13 protein-coding genes are annotated in these 13,376 nt (G+C 62.2%); 7 read left to right on the forward strand and 6 right to left on the reverse strand.

Annotated features, from left to right (window positions below; genetic code table 11):
- Positions 1–113: 113 nt before the first annotated feature.
- A complete protein-coding gene (gene cysT / locus ACODS1_RS18275; RefSeq protein ID WP_489086784.1) occupies positions 114–953 on the forward strand; it encodes a sulfate ABC transporter permease subunit CysT in 840 nt (279 codons plus the stop codon).
- Positions 950–1,777: a sulfate ABC transporter permease subunit CysW gene (cysW, locus tag ACODS1_RS18280; protein ID WP_489086785.1), complete on the forward strand. Its 828-nt coding sequence runs from the start codon at positions 950–952 to the stop codon at positions 1,775–1,777. The genes cysT and cysW overlap by 4 nt, the downstream gene beginning before the upstream one ends.
- 7 nt (positions 1,778–1,784) lie before the next feature.
- Here cysW and ACODS1_RS18285 read toward each other — a convergent pair whose 3' ends face one another.
- Positions 1,785–4,073 carry a putative bifunctional diguanylate cyclase/phosphodiesterase gene (locus ACODS1_RS18285; protein WP_489086786.1) on the reverse strand — a complete coding sequence of 763 codons (2,289 nt, stop codon included), beginning with the start codon at positions 4,071–4,073 and terminating at the stop codon, positions 1,785–1,787.
- Positions 4,074–4,244: 171 nt separating this feature from the next.
- Here ACODS1_RS18285 and desA point away from each other — a divergent pair, with 171 nt between their 5' ends.
- The 3 genes from desA to ACODS1_RS18300 all read left to right on the forward strand — a co-directional run bounded on the left by desA (position 4,245) and on the right by ACODS1_RS18300 (position 8,260).
- Positions 4,245–5,435: a delta-9 fatty acid desaturase DesA gene (gene desA / locus ACODS1_RS18290; RefSeq protein WP_322979468.1), complete on the forward strand. Its 1,191-nt coding sequence runs from the start codon at positions 4,245–4,247 to the stop codon at positions 5,433–5,435.
- A gap of 106 nt (positions 5,436–5,541) precedes the next feature.
- The gene (locus ACODS1_RS18295; RefSeq protein ID WP_322979617.1) at positions 5,542–6,513 is read left to right on the forward strand and encodes a GGDEF domain-containing protein; all 972 of its coding nucleotides are present in this window, start codon (positions 5,542–5,544) and stop codon (positions 6,511–6,513) included.
- Positions 6,514–6,934: 421 nt separating this feature from the next.
- On the forward strand, positions 6,935–8,260 hold the full coding sequence (locus ACODS1_RS18300) for an OprD family porin (protein ID WP_489086787.1): 1,326 nt from the start codon (positions 6,935–6,937) through the stop codon (positions 8,258–8,260).
- Positions 8,261–8,337: 77 nt separating this feature from the next.
- Here ACODS1_RS18300 and ACODS1_RS18305 read toward each other — a convergent pair whose 3' ends face one another.
- Both ACODS1_RS18305 and ACODS1_RS18310 read right to left on the reverse strand, forming a co-directional pair.
- On the reverse strand, positions 8,338–8,673 hold the full coding sequence (locus ACODS1_RS18305; protein WP_489086788.1) for a DUF2388 domain-containing protein: 336 nt from the start codon (positions 8,671–8,673) through the stop codon (positions 8,338–8,340).
- A gap of 92 nt (positions 8,674–8,765) precedes the next feature.
- Entirely contained in the window at positions 8,766–9,008 is a 243-nt protein-coding gene (locus ACODS1_RS18310; RefSeq protein ID WP_489086789.1) for an NfeD family protein, read from the reverse strand.
- Positions 9,009–9,174: 166 nt separating this feature from the next.
- On the opposite strand from ACODS1_RS18310, the gene ACODS1_RS18315 reads away from it, so the two are divergent.
- The gene (locus ACODS1_RS18315) at positions 9,175–9,846 is read left to right on the forward strand and encodes a murein L,D-transpeptidase catalytic domain family protein (protein ID WP_489086790.1); all 672 of its coding nucleotides are present in this window, start codon (positions 9,175–9,177) and stop codon (positions 9,844–9,846) included.
- On the opposite strand, the gene tfpB is transcribed toward ACODS1_RS18315, so the two are convergent.
- Together tfpB and ACODS1_RS18325 are read right to left on the reverse strand one after the other, a co-directional pair.
- On the reverse strand, positions 9,821–11,605 hold the full coding sequence (tfpB, locus tag ACODS1_RS18320; protein ID WP_489086791.1) for a type IV pilus assembly ATPase TfpB: 1,785 nt from the start codon (positions 11,603–11,605) through the stop codon (positions 9,821–9,823). The two genes, ACODS1_RS18315 and tfpB, sit on opposite strands and share 26 nt — an antisense overlap.
- Positions 11,606–11,701: 96 nt before the next feature.
- Positions 11,702–12,028 carry a hypothetical protein gene (locus ACODS1_RS18325; RefSeq protein WP_489086792.1) on the reverse strand — a complete coding sequence of 109 codons (327 nt, stop codon included), beginning with the start codon at positions 12,026–12,028 and terminating at the stop codon, positions 11,702–11,704.
- Between the two features lie 127 nt (positions 12,029–12,155).
- On the opposite strand from ACODS1_RS18325, the gene ACODS1_RS18330 reads away from it, so the two are divergent.
- Positions 12,156–12,623, forward strand: coding sequence for an Lrp/AsnC family transcriptional regulator (locus tag ACODS1_RS18330; RefSeq protein ID WP_489086793.1), 468 nt, complete (start codon positions 12,156–12,158; stop codon positions 12,621–12,623).
- On the opposite strand, the gene ACODS1_RS18335 is transcribed toward ACODS1_RS18330, so the two are convergent.
- Positions 12,620–13,300 (reverse strand): DUF502 domain-containing protein, encoded by a 681-nt coding sequence (locus tag ACODS1_RS18335; protein ID WP_489086794.1) that lies wholly within the window; start codon positions 13,298–13,300, stop codon positions 12,620–12,622. The genes ACODS1_RS18330 and ACODS1_RS18335 overlap by 4 nt on opposite strands.
- Positions 13,301–13,376: the final 76 nt, after the last annotated feature.

Here is a 13,376-nt window from a genome sequence, read left to right on the forward strand (position 1 = left end):
GCGACGGTCTGGCGTAGGGCGGGTGCAACCCGCCAGCCCTGAATGCGAGCATCGTAATGGTCAATTGGCCGCCTTATTGGCGGCCAACTGCATTTGTAGAGCCGAGCTTTTTCGTGAGTAAACCGACGCTGTTCTTCCGACAGACCCCGCTGCTGCCCGGCTTCGGCCTGAGCTTTGGCGTGAGCGTGCTGTACCTGTCGCTGGTGATCTTGCTGCCGTTGTCGGCGCTGCTGCTGTACGTCAGCGACATGACCTGGGCGCAGTACTGGTTCGCCATCAGCGATCCGCGCGTGGTGCAGACCTACAGGGTGACGATCTCGGCGGCGTTCTACTCGACGATAGCGGTACTGCTGATCGGCCTGTTACTGGCCTGGATCATCACCCGCTACGACTTCCCTGGTCGGCGCATCGTCGATGCGCTGATCGACCTGCCTTTTGCCCTGCCGACCTCGGTGGCTGGTCTGACCCTGGCTGCGCTGCTGGTGCCCAACGGCTGGATCGGCCAGTGGTTGGGCTTCAAGGTGGCCTACGCCTATGCCGGTATCGTGGTGGCGATGGTGTTCACCAGCATTCCCTTCGTGGTGCGTACCGTGCAGCCGGTGCTGCAGGATCTCGGCTCGGAATACGAGGAAGCCGCGCGCACCCTCGGCGCAAGTCGCGTACAGACCTTCCGCAAGGTGATCCTGCCGACCCTGGCGCCGGCACTGGTCACCGGTGGCTCGCAGGCGTTCATCCGCAGCCTCGGTGAGTTCGGTGCGGTGATCATGATCGCCGGCAACATTCCCTACCAGACGGAAGTCAGCTCGCTGATGATTTTCGTCCGTCTGCAGGAATTCAATTACCCGGCGGCAGCGGCCATCGCTTCGGTGATTCTGCTCGCGTCGCTGACGCTTCTATTCCTCCTGCAGGTCGTGCAGGGACGTCTGTTCGCATGGCAACGGCAAGGTCGATGAAAAAGCCCCAAGATTGGCGCCAGTGGGCGCTGGTAATCCTCGGTCTCCTGTTCGTGGCGCTGATTCTATTGGTGCCGCTGGCGCTGATCTTCACCAAGGCGCTGGCCGGCGGGCTCGACCTGCTGTGGAGTAACCTCGGCGAGGACTACATGCTCCATGCCATTGGGCTGACCCTGCTGGTGGCGGCGATCACCGTGCCGCTGAACCTGTGCTTCGGCATCTGCCTGGCCTGGTGCGTGACCCACTACGATTTCCGTGGGCGCAAGCTGCTGACCACCCTGATCGACATCCCTTACGCGGTGTCGCCAGTGGTCGCCGGTCTCTGCTACCTGGTGGTCTACGGCCTGGAAAGCTTTATCGGGCGCTGGTTCTACGATAACGGCATGCAGCTGATGTTCGCCTGGCCGGGCATCGTCATGGTCACGGTGTTCGTCACCGCGCCTTACGTGGCGCGCATTCTGATTCCGGTGATGCAGGCCCAGGGGCAGGACGAGGAAACCGCCGCCATGTGCCTGGGCGCCAGCGGCTGGCAGATTTTCCGCCGCATCAGCCTGCCGAAGATCAAATGGGCGCTGCTGTATGGCGTGGTGGTGACCAACGCCCGTGCGGTTGGTGAGTTCGGTGCGGTGTCGGTGGTGTCCGGCACCATCATCAACCAGACCCTGACCCTGCCGTTGCTGGTCGATCAGCTCAATAACGACTACAAGCCGGCAGCGGCCTTCACTGCCGCCGGCCTGCTGGCCTGCATGGCGCTGCTCACGCTGTTCCTCAAGACCTTCATGGAGTGGCGCCAGCGCCGCCTGATGCAGCGCGCCGAGGCCTGACCCACGTTCAATCTTCGGGCGAGAGAGGCAACTGCTGTGCTTCCGGCTTCGGCGATACCGGTGAGGTTGCCGGTTGCGGGCGGCCAAAGTGGTAGCCCTGGCCGTAGTCGCAATCGAGATTACGCAGGAAGTCCCCTTGCTCGGCGGTCTCGATCCCTTCCGCCAGCACCTTGAGCCCCAGGTTGTGGCCGAGGGCGATGACGGCGCGGGCAATGGCGGCGTCTTCCGCGTCGTTGGGCAGGCCTCGTACGAAGCTCTGGTCGAGCTTGAGCTTGTGTACCGGCAGGCGCTTGAGGCGCGCCAGCGAGCTGTAGCCGGTGCCGAAATCGTCGATGGCCAGGCGCACTCCCAGCGCGCGCAGGCGCTTGAGCAGTGAAAGAGCAGCCGCCGGATCCTCCATCACCGCGCTTTCCGTGACTTCGAGTTCCAGCTGAGAGGGATCGAGGCCGGTTTCAGCCAGCACCTGGGCTACCCGCAGATCCAGTTCGCCACGGCCAAACAGGCGGCTGGAAACGTTCACCGCAACGAAACCGGGCTCATCCTGCTCCTGATTCCAGCGCACCATCTGGCGGCAGGCCTGCTCCAGCACCCAGAGATCGATGGCGGCGATCATGCCGTTATCTTCGGCGATCGGGATGAACTCCGCCGGCGGCAGCAGGCCTCGTTCGGGGTGCTGCCAGCGCACCAGCGCTTCCTGGCCGACTTTCTTACCATCGCGCAGGTCATGCAGCGGTTGGTAGAAGACGCGCAGCTCCTCGTTCTCGAAGGCATGCCGCAGGCTGCTGGCCAGCTCCACGCGCTGGCGGGCGTAGTCGGTCAGTTCCTGTTCGTAGAAGGCGAAACTCTCGCGGCCGCTGCTCTTGGCCTTGAACAACGCGGAGTCGGCGTTGCGCAGCACCTGCTCGACGCTGTCGGCATCGTGCGGGAACAGGCTGATGCCGATGCTGGCGCTGATGTACAGCTCGTGGCCATCGAGGCGGAAGGGCGCTTCCAGGCTGTGCAGCAGTTGTTGGGCCAGCTCGGCAGCCAGCGCTGCTTCGCCACATTGATCATGGAGCAGGCCGAACTCGTCACCGCCCAGGCGGGCCAGGGTGCAGCCGCTGGGTATCACCTGTTGCAGGCGCTCGCCGATGGCCTTGAGCAGCAGGTCGCCGACGTTGTGGCCGAGACTTTCGTTGATGTGCTTGAAGTGATCCAGGTCGATCAGCAGCACGGCCCCCGGTTGTTCTTCGCTGCTGCGTTCCAGGGCATGGGCGACGCGCTCGGTGAACAACAGGCGATTGGGCAGATTGCTCAGCGGGTCATGGTGGGCCAGGTAGTCCAGCTCGCGTTGCGAGCGCTTGAGCGCGGTGATGTCGGAGAACACCGCGACGTAATGGCTGACGCGTCCCTGCGTGTCATGGATGACACGGATGCACTGCCACTGCGGGTAGATTTCGCCGCCCTTGCGCCGGTTCCACACCTCGCCGGCCCAGGCGCCGCGTTGCTGCAGGGCCTGCCACATGTTGTGGTAGAAGACCTCGTCATGCCGGCCTGATTTGAGCAGGGTAGGCATCTGCCCGAGGATTTCTTCGCTGGCATAGCCGGTGATGCGCGAGAAGGCCGGGTTGACGTGCACGATGCGTTGCTCGGCGTCGGTCACCAGCACGCCTTCCTGGGTGGCATCGAATACCGCTGCGGCCTGACGCAGGCTGTCTTCGTCGGCGCGACGCTGGGTGATATCACTGGCGATGCCGATGAAGCGCATGGGTTTGCCGGCGGCGTTGTACAGCAGAGAGCCGCGCGAGTGGATCCAGCGATAACTGCCGTCGGCATGACGCATGCGGTAGGTGTTCTGGTAGTCCGCGCGTTGCAGGTTGACTTCGATCTTCTGCAGCACGCGCTCGCGATCCTCGGGATGCACGTACTCGATCCATTGTTCGCGGGTGTCGCCGAGGGCCGCTCTGTCGATGCCTAGCAGCGCGGCATAGCTGTCCGAGAAGAAGACGCGCTGGCTGGCCATGTCCAGATCCCACAGGCCGTTGTGGGTGGCTTCCAGTGCCAGGCGCAGGCGCTCTTCACTGGTGGTTATTACCCGTTGCTTCTCACGGTAACGGACGGCATGTCGGTAGAGGATGGCGTAGAGCAAGGTTGCCGTCAGCGTGACGAACAGCAGGCCCTTGAGCGATTGCAGGCGTGTGTGCAGGTCTTCGGGCAGGCCCAGGGCGATCAGAGCCTGATCGCTGAGCAGCACCCACAGCGCAGCCGCCAGCAGGTAAGCCAGAGTTAAACGCAAGGCAGTGGTATCGATACGCATGGCTGAGCGGTAACGCTCCTTATAGTAATGCTGGCCATTATATGGGCGGGCCAGGCTGAAACATTCTTATCTAAAAGACCAACTGGTTTTCTGAGTTGCGTCAGGGATAATGCAGTGAGGTTCGTCCTTGTAGGACAAACCGCGTTCCCCCTTCAAGAGGCAACAGCGCCCATGTGGTACAACGGTTTACTCGACCTGTCGGTCTGGCAGTTGGTGGTGGCGACTCTGGTGATGACCCACGTGACCATCGTCAGTGTCACGGTCTATCTGCACCGCTACTCCGCGCACCGTGCACTGGAACTGCACCCCGCGCTCAAACATTTCTTCCGTTTCTGGCTGTGGCTGACCACGGGCCAGAACACCCGCGAATGGACCGCGATCCATCGCAAGCACCACGCCAAGTGCGAGACCGAGGACGATCCGCACAGCCCGGTGATCAAGGGGCTCGGCACGGTCATGCGCAAGGGCGCCGAACTCTACCAGGCCGAAGCCAAGAACCAGGAAACGCTGCGCATCTACGGCAAGAATTGCCCGGATGACTGGATCGAGCGCAACCTCTATAGCCGTTTTCCGATAGGCGGTGTCACGCTCATGGCGATCATCGACCTGGCGCTGTTTGGCGTACTCGGCATGACCGTCTGGGCCATCCAGATGATCTGGATTCCATTCTGGGCTGCCGGGGTGATCAACGGTCTGGGCCATGCCGTCGGCTATCGCAACTTCGAGTGCCGCGACGCCGCGACCAACCTGGTGCCTTGGGGCATCATCATCGGTGGCGAGGAGTTGCACAACAACCATCACACTTATCCCAACAGCGCCAAACTGTCGGTGAAGAAGTGGGAGTTCGATATGGGCTGGGCCTGGATCAAGCTGTTCAGCTTCCTGGGCCTGGCGCAGGTGCAGCGCGTCGCGCCCATCGCTCATCGCGTCGAAGGCAAGCGCAGCCTGGACATGGACACCGCCATGGCCATCCTCAATAACCGCTTCCAGATCATGGCGCAGTACCGCAAGCTGGTCATCGCGCCGCTGGTCAAGCAGGAAGTGGCGAAGGCCGACGAGTCCGTTCGTCACCTTTTCCGCCGCGCCAAGCGCCTGCTGTCGCGTGAGCCGAGCCTGCTGCAGGATCAGCATCATGCGCACATCGCCGACATGCTCGCGCAAAGCCAGGCACTCAAGGTGATTTACGAGAAGCGTCTGGCCCTGCAGCAGATCTGGGTGAAAACCAGCAGCAACGGCCATGACATGCTCGAAGCGATGAAGCAGTGGGTGCATGACGCCGAAGCCAGTGGCATCCAGTCGCTGCGCGAATTCGCCGAGCAACTCAAGACCTATTCGCTACGCCCAGCCGCCGCCACCGCCTAAGGGCGTAAAAGCTGGCAAAAGGCCTGCCGAACGGCAGGCCTTTGTGTTTGTCCAAGCCCTCAACGATGTCTATCTCGAGTGCTAGAGGGGCTGTATGGCCGCGGTAATGGACGAACACGACAATGCGGTAACCCAAAGGGAAGAACTGACGCTGGCGCTGCTGCACAGCCGTGGTGAAGTAGAGCGCCTGCGCGAGCGCGAACAACTGTTCAGCAGCCTGCTGGGTAGCGTCAATGCGGTACTCTGGGCCTTCGATTGGGACGAGCAGCGGATCATCTATGTCAGCCCCGCTTACGAGCGAGTTTTCGGTCGCTCAGCGGCGCTGCTGATGGCCAGCTATGACGAATGGCGCAATAGCATCTATCCCGATGATCTCGATTACGCCGCCGAAAGTCTGGCCCAGGTGCTGGAAACCGGTGCGGTCGAGCAGCGCGAGTACCGCATCATCCGCAGCGATGGGCAGTTGCGTTGGCTCAGCGACAAATGCTTCATCAGCTCCCGGCAGGCGTCAGGGCGCGGCACGGTAATCGTCGGTATCGCCGAGGACATCACCGACAAGAAGCGCCTGGAGGGGGAATTACACCGCCTGGCGACCACCGACGTGCTGACCGAAAGCAGCAACCGTCGACACTTTTTCGACTGCGCGCGACGCGAATTCGACCAGGCGCGCCAGTACGGCGGCTCGATGGCCCTGCTGCTGCTGGATCTAGACGACTTCAAGAAGATCAACGACCGCTATGGCCACCAGATGGGTGACCAAGTGCTGCAGCGTCTGGCTCATTGCGGCGCCACGGCGTTGCGTCGTGACGATCTGTTCGGGCGTATCGGCGGCGAAGAGTTCGCGGCCCTGTTCCCCGGTTGCGAGCCGGACGTCGCGCTGCAGGTGGCCGAGCGGCTGCAGCGCGAAGTGCAGCGCCTGAGCTTCCAGTACGAGGGCGAGACCTTCGGCATCACTGTCAGCCAGGGCCTGACGGTGCTGCGTACGGGGGATGCCAATCTTGAGGCGTTGTATGCCCGCGCCGATGCGGCGATGTATCAGGCCAAGCGCCAGGGCAAGAATCAAATCGTGATTGGTTGATGTGGCGGTTTCCCGCCAAAAAACGATCCTTGCTGGGCGGAAACTTGCCGGTCACGGTGCTTTCACCGAAGCGTCATTACAACGCAAAAGAAGTGTAACCTTGCGTGCTAGAGGGGTTTCCTCTCTATGAGAGGGAGCTGGCACGCTATCTGCCTTGGCCCAATGTTATAGGGCCGGCTTCATGGACGCTGGCACACAATAAAAACGATGTGAGTGCCGACTATGAACCCAACAAGCTGCCTGTCCCTGCCTTTGGGCCTCCCACTGCGTTCCCCTTCCTGATTTCAAGCGTACCGCCAGCCATGCGTATCCGTAGCGATCGCCCGCGTGTGTGCGCACCTTATTCGTCCCAGGCCTGCCTCTTCGTGCCGAAGTCTGCGCCGGGCGATGCGTCACCTTAAACACACTGGAGAGAAACATAATGAGAAAGACCTCCCTGGCACTGGCCGTAGCCGCCAGCACCCTGGGCCTGAGCCAAGTAGCCTTCGCCGATTTCATTGGTGACAGCAAGTCCAGCTTGACTCTGCGCAACTACTACTTCGACCAGAACACGAAGAACACCACCAACAATGCTGGTGAGGCCAGTGAGTGGGGCCAGGGCTTTATCTTCAACTACAGCTCCGGTTTCACCGATGGTACCGTGGGTTTCGGCGTTGATGCCGTTGGCATGCTGGGCGTGCGCTTGGATGGCGGTGGTCGTCGTGGGAAAGACGGTGTGGATCGCACCCCCGGTCAGCTCTTTCCACTGGAAAGCGATAACAGCGCTGTCGATGACTTCAGCAAGGGCGGCCTGACCGGCAAGGTTCGTTTCTCCAAGACTGAGGCACGCATCGGTACCCTGATGCCGAAACTGCCGATCCTGACCTCCAACGATGGGCGCCTGCTGCCGCAGATGTTCGAAGGCGGCATGATCACCTCCAACGAAATCGACAACCTGACCTTGACTGCGGGTCAGATCGAGCACGCCACCAGCCGCGCATCGAGCAACAGTACCGGTCTGTCGGTCGATGGCGGTAGCCAGGCATCCAACAAGTTTTACTTTGCTGGCGGTGACTGGAAAGTCACCAAGGATCTTACTGCGCAGTACTACTTCGCCAATCTGGAAGACTACTATGACCAGCATTTTGTTGGTCTGGGGCACAACCTGGCACTGGGTGCTGGAAGTCTGAAAACTGATCTGCGTTACTTCCGTACCACTTCTGATGGCAAGAACGGCAATGCTGTAGACCGCAATGCAGGTTATCGCGTGAATCGTGATTTCGGCGATGGCACTGGTGAAATCGACAACAATACCTGGAGTGCCGCATTCACCTATAGCCTGGGTAGCCATGCGTTGATGCTGGGTCACCAGCGTGTTTCTGATGACAGCAACTTCGTACAGCTGAATCAGGGCGGCATTGAAGGTTCGAGTGGGGCGAGCGTTTACCTGCTGACCGACCGCCTGAACAATAGCTTCACCCGCGCCGGCGAGCGCACTACCTTCGGTCAGTACACCTATGACTTTGCGAGCCTGGGTGTGCCGGGTCTGAAGGCATCGCTTGCTTACCTGAAGGGCACCAATATCCAGCGTGCCGACGGTTCTCAGAACAAGGAGTGGGAGCGTGACCTCGCGCTGGACTACGTCTTCCAGGAAGGCACTCTGAAAGGCTTGGGCCTGGCTTGGCGTAACGGCATGCTGCGCGGTGACGCTGCAACCGACACCGACCAGAACCGTCTGATCGTCAGCTACACCATACCGCTGCTCTAAGCAGATATCGGCAGGGGTTTACCACTCCTGCCAGTGCTGTAACGAAAAAGCCCGCATCGCTTCGATGCGGGCTTTTTTCATTCTGCTGCCAGACGCTGTGGCTCGCTTGCCGAGGAGGCCAATATGGCGCTGGCCAGCTCCATATCATCGGCCTGCTGCAGTTGCGGGTTGCCTGCGCGCAGTTTCTGCAGGGCGGCCTCCAGATGTGGGCCGCGGATCTCGCCTGCGCTGGCGACGAAGCTGCTGGCATCTTCCTCGGCCGCTGCGATCAGCTTGCGATCCTTGAAGGTGAGGTAGGTGGACGCTGTGGTAGCGCCCGACGAGAGGATGTCACGCAGCATCCCGTCGGCTGACGCTGCTTGAACGATCATGCAACCGCCCAGCACGAGGGCGGCTCGGCTCAGTACTCGCATGGTGGCACTCCTGTGCGTTGATAGGTATTGCTAGGAGTGGCAAATGAACGTCTGGGTTCCCGCGAGGCGATGGCCGGTTGCCAGGCCGGATGTCAGCGTACGCGCTGCTGATGGCGCCACCAGCTCAGCATGGTGAGCAGGCCCAGAGTCACAAACAGCAGGAACTGCCAACGCCAGGGTAGATTGGGGATGAGGAACGTCAATGTGCCTACCGTGACTGCGCTTAAGCCGGCCCAGAGCAGGTAGCCGCCCGTACCGAACACTTCGAGAACCAGAAGGGCTGTGGCCAGGCCTAGCCAGTCCCAGAAAGCCAGTTGTTGCAGATAGGCAATCATGCAGGCGTTCGTCCATCGGTCATGGCACGGCCGGCTTCGTGATTCCCTCTGCTGAACATCGTTGCACTCCCTGTTTAAGATCGTTGTATCTAAGCATAGACGTGTCTGGTATGCCGCCGACCTCTTCGCAGGGTGGGCAGGTTCGTCAGTTCTTTTGGAGGTGGGCATGTTCTCCGCTCACAGGTTTCGCCGTTCGCTCATGCTGCTGGCGCTGTTGGCCTCCACAGCCCATGCAGACAGGTTCGATAAGCTGCAAGAGCAGGCGCCGCAGCTCGCGCCACAGGCATTGCGGGCTGCACTGGCAGCGCTGGACTGTGCCGGCTCTGGCGGTGCGCACCCCGCGCGCAGGCTGGCGCTGATCGACTATTCGCTGCCTTCGGCGCAGCAGCGGTTATGGCTGTTCGATTTGCAGGCGGGGCGTCTGTTGCTGCGGGATTTCGTCGCCCACGGTCGAGCTTCCGGCGAGTTCGTCGCTGAGCGTTTTTCCAATCTGGCGGGTAGTCATCAGTCCAGCCTCGGCCTGTTTATCGGTGCCGAGAGCTATGTCGGCCGGCACGGCTATGCACTGCGTCTGGACGGCCTGGAACCAGGGCTCAACGACCAGGCGCGCAGTCGCGCACTGGTGCTGCACGGCGCCGATTATGTGGCGCCTGAGCTGGTCGCCAGTCAGGGGCGCATGGGGCGCAGCCAGGGTTGCCCGGCCGTGCGGACAGAGATCAGCCGCTGGCTGGTGAATCAGCTCAAGGATGGCCAGTATCTGTTCGCCTGGCATCCACAGCTTGGAACCACGCGTTATCAGCGTTGTGAGCCGTTCAGCGTTGCTCGCTCTGCGGAGTGACGCGCAGCACTTCCTCGATGGTGGTCAGGCCGGCGGCGACCTTCTGCGCCCCTGACAGGCGCAGGCTGCGCATGCCGTCCTTGAAGGCGGCGCGGCGTAGCGCCGTCAGGTCTGTATCGGCAGTGATCAGCGGCTTGATCGAATCGTTGAGCAGCATGATCTCGTACACGCCTGCACGGCCCCGATAACCGGTTTCGCGGCATTCCAGGCAGCCGACGGCATGATGCGCCTGGGTTGGCAGGGGGGAACTCCAGGGGCGGGTCAGGCCGCTCCAGGTGTCTTCGTCCAGTTGCACCGGCGCCTTGCAGTGTGGGCACAGGGTGCGCACCAGGCGTTGCGCCATGACGCCGAGGATGGTGGCCTTGAGCAGGTAGTGCGGCACGCCCAGTTCGAGCAGGCGGGTGATGGCGCTGGGGGCGTCGTTGGTGTGTAGGGTGGAGAGCACCAGGTGGCCGGTCAGCGCCGCCTGGATGGCCATTTCTGCGGTTTCCAGGTCGCGGATCTCGCCGACCATGATGATGTCCGGGTCCTGGCGCATCAGCGCGCGCACGCCACTGGCGAAGGTCAGGTCGATGTTGTGCTGCACCTGCATCTGGTTGAAGGCTCCCTCGATCATCTCGATGGGGTCTTCGATGGTGCAGACGTTCACTTCCGGCGTGGCCAGCTGCTTGAGCGTGGTGTAGAGCGTGGTGGTCTTGCCCGAACCGGTGGGGCCGGTGACCAGGATGATGCCGTTGGGCTGGCTGGTCATGCTCGCCCAGCGGCGCAGATCTTCGGGAGAGAAGCCCAGCTGATCCGGGCTTTTCAGCAGCACTTCCGGGTCGAAGATACGCATCACCATCTTCTCGCCGAAGGCGGTGGGCAGGGTCGACAGGCGCAGTTCCACCTCGTTGCCATCGGGCGTCTTGGTCTTGACCCGGCCGTCCTGCGGTTTGCGCTTCTCGGCGATGTTCATGCGCCCGAGGTTCTTCAGGCGGCTGACCACCGCCATAGTGACCTGCGCCGGGAACTGATAGACGGTGTGCAGCACGCCGTCGATGCGAAAGCGCACCGTACCCTGTTCGCGGCGTGGCTCGATGTGGATATCACTGGCGCGCTGCTGGAAGGCGTACTGGAACAGCCAATCGACGATGTTGACGATGTGCGCGTCGTTGGCGTCCGGCTCCTGATCCTGCGCGCCGAGGCTCAGCAGTTGCTCGAAGTTGCCGACCCCGCTGATCTTCTGGTCAGTGGCATTGGCACCGCTGACCGAGCGGGCCAGGCGGTAGAACTCGGTGGTGAAGCGCTGGATGTCCGCCGGGTTGGCTACCACGCGCTTGATCGGGCGCTTGAGCACGTGGATCAGGTTGGCTTCCCAGCTGTGTACCAGCGGCTGGCCGCTGGCGATGGTGACGCTCTCGCTGTCCACCGCGACGGCAAGGATCTTGTGGCGTTGAGCGAAGGCGTAGGACATCAGCGGGGTGATGGCCGGCACGTCGATTTTCAGCGGGTCGATGCGCAGGTAGGGCTGGCCGACGTACTTGGCCAGCCAGACGGTGAGGGTTTCCAGGTCGAGCTTCTTGCCGGGCCGGGTCAGATCGTCCAACTGCTGCGCGGCGAGAAACTCCAGCGGGTGCTGCTGGTTGTTCACCGCGCTACGGCGGATCGCCAGGCACTGTTCAGCGACGTCCTGTTCCACACGCCCTTCGCTGACCAACTCACGCAGCAGATCGCCGAGATCCAGTACGCGGTCCGGGGTGGTGGTGTGGATAGCAGACATGCGGGCTCCTCGGGGTCGGCCTGAACAAGGGTAGCCGAACTAGGATGCCCGAAAAGCATGCGCAGGGCGAAGGGCGGGCGTGAGTCAGTGCCCGCTTCAGGCCACTTCGCTGCTCAGGCTGTGATCCAGGTGGCGCCAGTCCACCTCCCAGACGCACACCAGGCCACGCAGCTTCTGCGCCAGGACGCCGGCGCGGTGCGACGAAAGGCCCTGGATCTGCAGATTGATGTGTAGGTCGTCTTGCCGGCGGGCGACCTGCAGAGCTTCGGGCAGCAGGTGCAACTGGGCGAAAAGTCCGAGCAGGCGGCACAGCACGTCCGCTTCGGCATCGGTGCGCAGGCGATAGTGCACGCAGGCGTCCGGGCGTTCCTGCCAGGGATCGCGATGCTGCTGGAGGGTGGCAAGGGGAGTGGTAGCGGGCATGGCGGTGACTCAGGTCGGTTTTGCTCAAGTTTCTGCCTTGTTGCGGCAAAAGTTCTGCCTCGTTTTCTGGGTTTTGCCGTTATTGTTGGATAGCTGTTCCGGCTATCGTCTTTTTCAAGGAGTTTTTATGTCCGTCACCCTGGATGCCTACGATCAACGCATTCTCGCCCTGCTGCAGGAAGATGCCGGCCTGTCCACCGCCGAGATCGCCGAGCGTGTCGGGCTGTCGCAGTCACCCTGCTGGCGGCGCATCCAGCGCCTCAAGGATGAGGGGGTGATTCGCAAGCAGGTGACCCTGCTCGATCGCAAGCGCGTGGGTCTGCACACCCAGGTGTTCGCTCAGGTAAAGCTCAACGCTCATGGCCGCTCCAATCTCACCGAATTCGCCGAGGCCATGCGCGAGTTTCCCGAGGTGCTGGAATGCCATGTGCTGATGGGCGCGGTGGATTTCATGTTGCGCATCGTCACCCGCGATATCGAGGCTTACGAACGTTTCTTCTTCGAGAAGCTGTCGCTGGTGCCGGGCATCCAGGAGGTGAACTCCATCGTTGCCCTGTCGGAGATCAAGTCGACCACCAGCCTGCCGCTGGGCTAATCGTTCTGCGCCCGCTCCTGGCTGGGTGATGGACTGCCTTGGGCTGGCTTGCCGGGAGGTGTCAGGCCCATGGAGACGTAGATGCTGGTCAGTTGTTCGACGCCCATATCGGCCGGGCGTACCCAGTCCACCGGCACGTAGAGCAGGCCACCGCCGATGGGAATGGGCGCGGTGGGCACCAGAATGGCGCAGTAGGCGCGGCCTTCCAGTTCGATGTTTTCCGAGCTAGGGCGCAGCGCCAGTACGGCTGCACCGTCGCCGCCGAAGAAGCACCAGACCGGCGCCATGGTGGCGATGTCCGGGTTCTTGCTCTTGTCCAGCAGGCCGACGAAACGGTCGGCCAGGTCGTACAGGTTGCCCAGTATCGGCGTGCGCCGCAGAGTGCGGTCGAGCAGCCAGGTCAGCGGTTTGCGCAGGCCCAGTTGCACGGCCAGGCCCAGGGGATAAAGGCTGGCGACCAGCACCAGACTCCCCAGTAGCCAGGCGGTGTAGCCGTTGCTGGAAAAGGGTTGGCCGAGGGCGGCAAAGAATTGGCCGGCCAGGGTGGCCGGGCCGATCAGGCGATTGAGCAGGCTGACGATCCAGCCCAGCAAGGCCAGGGTTAAGGCCAGTGGCAGCAGAGCCAGCAGGCCGGTCAGCCAGGTGGTAAGGAGCGATTTCAGGCTACGTCGCAACATGGCAGGTGATTCCATGAGGGCGGCGTCCTGCCGCCTGACTCAGGCCGGACGACAGCGTCGCCGGCCAGGTTTTGCC

This window comes from Pseudomonas sp. FG29 (genome assembly GCF_057809355.1).

Excerpts from the sequence above, each read along its gene's own strand:
- ACODS1_RS18285 (WP_489086786.1), bottom strand. The coding sequence starts at position 4,073 with ATGCGTATCGATACCACTGCCTTGCGTTTAACTCTGGCTTACCTGCTG.
- ACODS1_RS18310 (WP_489086789.1), bottom strand. The coding sequence starts at position 9,008 with ATGATTGCCTATCTGCAACAACTGGCTTTCTGGGACTGGCTAGGCCTG.
- desA (WP_322979468.1), top strand. The coding sequence starts at position 4,245 with ATGTGGTACAACGGTTTACTCGACCTGTCGGTCTGGCAGTTGGTGGTG.
- ACODS1_RS18325 (WP_489086792.1), bottom strand. The coding sequence starts at position 12,028 with ATGCCCGCTACCACTCCCCTTGCCACCCTCCAGCAGCATCGCGATCCC.
- ACODS1_RS18305 (WP_489086788.1), bottom strand. The coding sequence starts at position 8,673 with ATGCGAGTACTGAGCCGAGCCGCCCTCGTGCTGGGCGGTTGCATGATC.
- ACODS1_RS18335 (WP_489086794.1), bottom strand. The coding sequence starts at position 13,300 with ATGTTGCGACGTAGCCTGAAATCGCTCCTTACCACCTGGCTGACCGGC.
- ACODS1_RS18295 (WP_322979617.1), top strand. The coding sequence starts at position 5,542 with ATGGACGAACACGACAATGCGGTAACCCAAAGGGAAGAACTGACGCTG.
- ACODS1_RS18300 (WP_489086787.1), top strand. The coding sequence starts at position 6,935 with ATGAGAAAGACCTCCCTGGCACTGGCCGTAGCCGCCAGCACCCTGGGC.
- cysW (WP_489086785.1), top strand. The coding sequence starts at position 950 with ATGAAAAAGCCCCAAGATTGGCGCCAGTGGGCGCTGGTAATCCTCGGT.
- tfpB (WP_489086791.1), bottom strand. The coding sequence starts at position 11,605 with ATGTCTGCTATCCACACCACCACCCCGGACCGCGTACTGGATCTCGGC.
- ACODS1_RS18315 (WP_489086790.1), top strand. The coding sequence starts at position 9,175 with ATGTTCTCCGCTCACAGGTTTCGCCGTTCGCTCATGCTGCTGGCGCTG.
- ACODS1_RS18330 (WP_489086793.1), top strand. The coding sequence starts at position 12,156 with ATGTCCGTCACCCTGGATGCCTACGATCAACGCATTCTCGCCCTGCTG.